Genomic DNA, 6,740 nt, shown 5'->3' with positions numbered 1-6,740 from the left:
AACAACAAAAAATGCAATATCAAAGTTCAGCAAACCTTCTCGCTAACTGCTTTCTTTTTTTCGCAGCATCCATTTGTTTTTGAGTTCGTTCTTTTAGCGATCGCCAAACTAAATCTTTCGGTTCATCTCGGCTTAAATACTGTGCCAAAGAGCGAATCGTTGGATATTGAAACAAATCGATAATCCCTACCTTTTGTTCTAATACCGAGCCTAATTTCTGTTGAACACGCACCATCAGCAAAGAATGACCGCCCATATCAAAAAAATTATCATTGACGCTGACATTTTCTAGCTGTAATACCTCTCGCCAAATCTTAGCGATCGCTTCTTCTATTTCCGATTGCGGAGCTTCATAAGCCTTAGTCTGATTAATTTTTATTCTACTTAAAGCACTACGATCAACTTTCCCATTTAGCAATAGCGGCATACTATTTACTAATACAAATGCCGCAGGAATCATAAAATCTGGCAACAATTGTTTTAAATAACTCCGCAATTCTTCTGTGGTAGGAGTTGAATCTTGGCAAGGAACAAAATAAGCTAATAATTGTTGTTCAACTGCTAAAACTATCACCTTACTTACTGCTGGATGTTCGCTTAAAACATTTTCAACTTCACCTAGTTCAATCCTAAAACCTCTAACTTTTACTTGGTTATCTATTCGCCCTAAATACTCCAAGTTACCATTTGGCAAGTAACGCGCGATATCACCAGTTTTATATAACCATGATTTTAATTCGTTACTAAACGGATTAATAACAAACTTTTCTTTAGTTACTTCTGGGCTATACAAATAGTTTCTAGCCAGCCCTGCCCCACCTATATAAATTTCTCCTGTTACACCAATTGGGACTGGTTGTAAACAAGAATCGAGAAGATAAATTTGTGTATTATTGATTGGGCGACCGATGGATACAATTTTATCATCTTTTCTCACTAAAGTAAATGTTGAATAAGTTGTATCTTCCGAAGGTCCGTAAAGATTAAAAACTTTTTCAATTGCTTGATTTTGATAAATTTGCTGCGCAAGTTGATAGGACAGAGGTTCGCCAGCTAAGTTAATAGTGCGAACAGAAGTAGGCATATTTCCGTTTAATAATTCGGAAATTATACTAGGAACTGTATTAATTAAAGTTACTTCATCTGTTGCACTAGAAAGATGCAAAGCATTTTCTACCAAAATTACTTTCCCACCCCAACTTAGCGGGACAAATATTTCAAATAACGACAGATCGAAGCAAATAGAAGTTGATGCTAAAACTCCTTTTAGTTCATCATCGCTAAAAACTGTTCGCGCCCAAGTTAGTAAAGCAACGCAACTAGAATGAGCGATCGCAACACCTTTAGGAATGCCTGTAGAACCAGAGGTATATATAGCATAGGCTAAGTTTTTCGCAGTAACTTCACTGTCTAAATTTTCTATACTTTGTCGTTTAACCTCTATATCTTCAAAACAGACAGTACGCACATTACTAAAAAGTTCAACTAAATGCTTCTGTGTGACTAATATCTGCGCTTGACTATTTGCCAGCATAAAATTCAAGCGTTCTTGAGGATACTTAGGATCCAGGGGCAAATATGCGCCGCCAACTTTGAGAATTGCTAAAAGCCCTACAATCATCTCAATCGAACGTTCTACGCAGATACCGACAATAACCTCCGGCTTGACTCCAAGAGTTTGTAAGTAGTGCGCTAATTGGTTAGCTTGGTTATTTAACTGGCGATAAGTAAGTCTTTGTTGCCCAAATACCAAAGCTACAGCTTCCGGCGTGCGTTGTACTTGTTGCTCAAATAGTTGATGAATGCAATCTTGAGGATAATCTTGCTGCGTATTATTCCACTCAACTAGCATTTGATGCTGTTCGGCGGCGGTTAGTAAAGGCAATTTAGCAATAGTGCGATCGCAATTAGCAACAATACCTCCAAGTAAAGTCTCCAAATGTCCCAACATTCGTGCGATCGCCTCTGCATCAAATAAATCTGTGTTGTACTCTATAGTTGCTACTAATTCTTGTCCTTGCTCGTGCATAAATAGAGTTAGATCGAACTTAGAGGTGCTAGTGTATCCCTCTTGCCAATCAATAGACATTTCCGCTAACATTGGCGTTGCCATCGGCATATTTTGGAAAACAAACATCACCTGAAACAACGGATTGTAGCTAAGGCTGCGTTCTGGTTGTAATTGCTGGACTAATTGCTCAAAAGGTAAGTCTTGATGTTCGTAAGCGGCTAAAGCAGTAGACTTTATTTGTGCCAGCAGTTGTTTAAAACTAAGTTCATTACTTAAATGGCTACGTAACACCAACACATTAACAAAGCAGCCAATTAACGAGTCTATTTCCGTGTGGTTACGATTAGCAACGGGAGAACCTACCAAAATATCTGTTTGCCCTGTATAACGATAAAGCAAGGTTTTGAAGGCTGCCAGCAGAATCATGTATAAAGTTGCGCCCTCTTGCTGGCTGAGGTGTTTGAGAGCTTGGGTAAGGTCTTTTGGTATGGTTAAGCTAGTGCGAGCGCCTGCAAAAGTTGGCACTGGAGGACGCGATCGCATGGGTAGATTTGATATAGGTAAATTACCCCCCAGTTGCTGCCGCCAGTATGCCAGTAGTTTGCTATCTGCTTGTAAGTATTGCCTCTGCCAATAGGCAAAATCTACATACTGTAAAGGTAGTTCTGACGAGGATTTCAACGATCCATAACGTTCTATTAATTCTCGCATTAATATACCTACAGACCAACCATCAGCAACGGTATGGTGCAAAGTCAGCAGTAGTTTGTATTCTTCTTCAGCTAGACGTAGCAGCAAACCCCGAATAAGTAGTTGTGTAGATAAGTTAAATGGTTGCTGGGCTAAATTTGTTGTCTGCTTTTGCACCATCTCAGCACGTTCGCTATCAGACAATTCCCGCAAGTCCAGAACAGGTAGATCGATAGTTGCAGTAGGATTAATAACTTGCATGGGGCGATCGCCTACTACTATAAAATTGGTTCTCAAGACTGCATGACAGCTAATAATCTCCTTTAAGCTTTGTTCCAGCAGTCCAACGTTTAGCCGTCCTTTAAAATCCACCACTAGGGGAATGTTGTAAGCAGAACTTTCCGGCGCTAGTTGATGCACGAACCATAGTTGTTGTTGGGCAAAGGATAAAGGATGAAACTGATTATCTGTCTTAATTTGAGTTAAATTCAGTGCAGTATCAACTGTGAGATCCGATAGCTTTATTGCTAATTGAGCAATCGCACTCTCAAATAAGTCTGCAACAGCTACCGTAATTTCCAAATCATGCTCAATCTGATTTTTTAACTCAAATACTTTTAACGAATCGAGTCCTAATCTATTTAAAGGTTGCTCTTGTTCAATTGCTGTCGGTAAAACTGCCAACACTCTCGCTACTTGGGCAATTAGGTAGGATGTTAATACTGGTTGACGTTCCGCCGGAGTTAGAGTTAGCAAGCGATCGCGCTTTAAAATACTGGCTTCACTAACTACAATATTTTCCTGAATACTGCTGTGGACTATTTCTAGTTGCCCATTATCAAAGTCTGCACGAGTTGCGCGGCGCTGAATCTTGCCACTAGAGGTTTTAGGAATAGTCCCGCCTTTAATTAGCACTACTGCATAGACTTGAATTTCATGTTCTACGGTTACAGCCTGACGAATAGCACTTGCAACTTCATCAAGATTTGGTTTTGCCCGAAATTCTAATTCCTGGACTACTACTAAACGTTCTTCGCTGTTACTTGCAATGGTAAAGGCGGCATTACTACCCAGACGTAAAGCAGAATGACAGCGTTCGGCGGTCAATTCTATATCTTGCGGATAGAGGTTGCGACCGCGAATAATAATTAAATCCTTGAGTCTACCTGTAACAAATAATTGGCGATCGTCCAAAAAGCCCAAGTCCCCAGTCCGCAAAAAACCACCTTCCCCCGTACCTGATAAACAAGCATGGAAAGTTTCTAGAGTTTCTGTAGGACGCTGCCAGTAACCTTGACCAACACTAGCACCTGATACCCAAATTTCGCCTACTTCCCCAGCTTGGCAACGAGTTAAGGTGTCAGGATTGGCAATAATTATCTGTTGGGTTGGGATGCTTTGACCGCAACTAACAAGATGGCATTCATCCTTAGCGGCAATTATTTGATTAACTTCTAAAGCTGATTTTTGAACTGTTTTAACCACTGGTGGCGCTGATTTTTGACCGCCAGCAACTATTAGCGTTGCTTCTGCCATCCCGTAACAGGGATAAAATGCTTCCGGGCGAAAGCCGCAATCTGCAAAAGCTGTAGCAAAACGTTCTAAGGTATCGCTGCGGATTGGTTCAGCACCGTTAAAAGCAACACTCCAGCCACTTAAATCTAAGGTTTGTTTTTGTTCAGGGGTAATTTTTTGCGTGCATAACTCATAGGCAAAGTTGGGAGCGCCACTTGTAGTCCCTTTGTAGTGGGAAATAGTTTGCAACCAGCGATAAGGACGTTGCAAAAACGATGCTGGTGGCAGGAGAATACAAGGAAAACCGCCATATACAGGCTGCAATATGCCGCCGATTAATCCCATATCGTGATAAGTCGGCAGCCATGAGACAAACCTACTAGCGGGGGAATGTTCCATTACTTGGTAAGTTGCCGCCGCATTGTGTAGCAAGTTGCCATGAGTTAGCATCACTCCTTTGGGCGTACCTGTAGAACCAGAGGTATATTGCAAAAACGCTAAGGTATTTGTGTCTATACAAGGCTGTTGCCAAGCATCTTCTATACCCGGTTCTAAATTGTCAGTAGTTAGCCACTCCAAGGAATTTGAGTCTATTAGCAACTGAACTGTAGAACAAATAGCCGTTGTTGTTAAGGCAATCTGCGCCTGGGCATCGGCAACAATTGCTTTAATTCTGGGCGTGTTGCGTTGATTGCGAGGTGGGTAGGCGGGTACAGCCACGACTCCAGCGTACAAACAGCCGAAAAATGCTGCCAAATAATCTAAACCTGGTGGATATAGTAATAATGCGCGATCGCCTGTTGCTCCTTTTGCCTGCAATTGAAACGCGATCGCCCGCGCGCGGCTATCCAACTGCTGGTAAGTCAAGCTTGCTTTTACATTCTCGCCATCAACCAAAAATGTAAAAGCCTGTACATCCGATTGGGTAACGCTTCTATGGCACAGAAGTTCTACAAAGGTTGAAAAATTACCAGCGATTTTCTTGCCACAGTTATCAAACATTAAAATCCACCCTTAAAAATCTTTAGTGCGACAAAGTTGTGTCCGTTCTCCTCGGCAATTGGCTAAATGCCTTCCTTTCGAGCGCATCTAGTTCGCCCTCTTAATCAAAAATATTTATTCGAGCGTTCTTTAAGCTTTTGTTGCTACTCTTTCTCAGTTACACAAAATTACTTTAGTGGTTTAACCGCCTTTAGCCTCTGTATATTTACAAATATTTGCAATAAAGTAAAGCCCCTAAATTTTGTAATTGCTTATTTTTTCAGATAGATGCAGGTGCTTTTGCGCCCTGATGAACGTTGTTTTAAATAAATTTTGAATTTTACGCAATTGAAGCTTGAACCCTAAAAGTGTTGCATAGCAAGGGTTTGGTGAACAATTCATCTCAAATTTTCAGAGAAGTTTTAAATGATTCTCAATCGCCTACTTTTAAAAATGCAAATAGTTTGCAATAATCTCCTTTGACCGTAATAAGTATTATTTGCAATAAGCTTCGAGTCTATTAGCCTAATTAGTGCTAAGAATATTCAATAAGTACCGATTGATTACGGGTAACAAAGGGCAGTTAAGTTTGGGGTTTAAAAGTGGAGCTACAGAAGTTACTTCAGATGCTATTGGTTTCAGGTTTGGCTGGGTTATTGGCGATTGATTCCGCCCTTGCTGAGGAGGTCAAAATAAAGCGAGTGCAGGGAAAAGTGATGCAAGGGAGCGCAGCTAGGGAGGCGATCGCAATTCCTACCCAGTTGGCACAAATACCCACAATAGTACAAATTACTGGAGTTGAAGTCAGCCCTACCGATCTTGGGATTGAGCTAATATTGCAGTCTGCCAACAGCGAAAAACTGGAAGTTGTCGAACGCACGGAGGGAAATAGTTTTATTGCCGATGTCAAAAACGCTCAACTGCGCTTACCTTCTGGGGCTACCTTCAACCAAGATAAACCTGTTAGCGGAATTGCTAACGTAACGGTTACTAACTCTAGTGCTAATACTATCCGCGTCACCGTAAACGGAGAAAATGCCCCACCCCAAATTGAGTTATTTGATGGCGATGAGGGTTTAATTTTTGGAGTTGTACCAACAGCAAATACAGCCCAAACTCCGCCCCAATCTGCTCTTACTACCCCCGCAGAACCAAATACAGAATCAGAGGGAGCGCAAACTCCCCCCGCAGAACCAAATACAGAATTAGAAGAAGCCCAAACTCCCCCAACAGAACCAGAGGAAATACCGGAAATTCTGGTTACGGGGAGACAAGAAGACGGCTACAATATTCCTGAAGCAACCACAGCCACTAGAACAGATACGCCAATCCGCGATATTCCTCAATCTATTCAAGTAGTACCGCAACAGGTTTTAGAAGATCGCCAGGTGACTCGGTTAGAAGAAGCGTTGCAAAATGTTAGCGGCGTATTTTCCGGAAATAATTTTGGCGGTACTGTTGATAATTTCAATATTCGAGGTTTTGCAGATTCAACGACCTTGAGAGATGGATTCAAAGACAGCTTTACAGAAAGCGGACTAAT

Annotated in this window: 2 protein-coding genes; one reads left to right on the top strand and one right to left on the bottom strand. The window is 41.4% G+C overall.

What is annotated here, in order from left to right; translation table 11 throughout:
- Window positions 1-19: 19 nt before the first annotated feature.
- Window positions 20-5,218, bottom strand: coding sequence for a non-ribosomal peptide synthetase (locus tag C7B70_RS15950; protein ID WP_106370004.1), 5,199 nt, complete (start codon window positions 5,216-5,218; stop codon window positions 20-22).
- Window positions 5,219-5,823: 605 nt separating this feature from the next.
- Here C7B70_RS15950 and C7B70_RS15945 point away from each other — a divergent pair.
- A partial coding sequence (locus C7B70_RS15945; RefSeq protein ID WP_146134079.1) for an AMIN domain-containing protein occupies window positions 5,824-6,740 on the top strand: 917 nt, incomplete at its 3' end.

This window comes from Chlorogloea sp. CCALA 695 (assembly GCF_003003885.1).
Taxonomy (GTDB): Bacteria; Cyanobacteriota; Cyanobacteriia; order Cyanobacteriales; family Chroococcidiopsidaceae; genus Aliterella.
The sequence above is the reverse complement of the archived record's forward strand: the minus strand, read 5'-3'. Positions and strand labels throughout refer to the sequence as shown.

Excerpts from the sequence above, each read along its gene's own strand:
- C7B70_RS15950 (WP_106370004.1), bottom strand. The coding sequence starts at position 5,218 with ATGTTTGATAACTGTGGCAAGAAAATCGCTGGTAATTTTTCAACCTTT.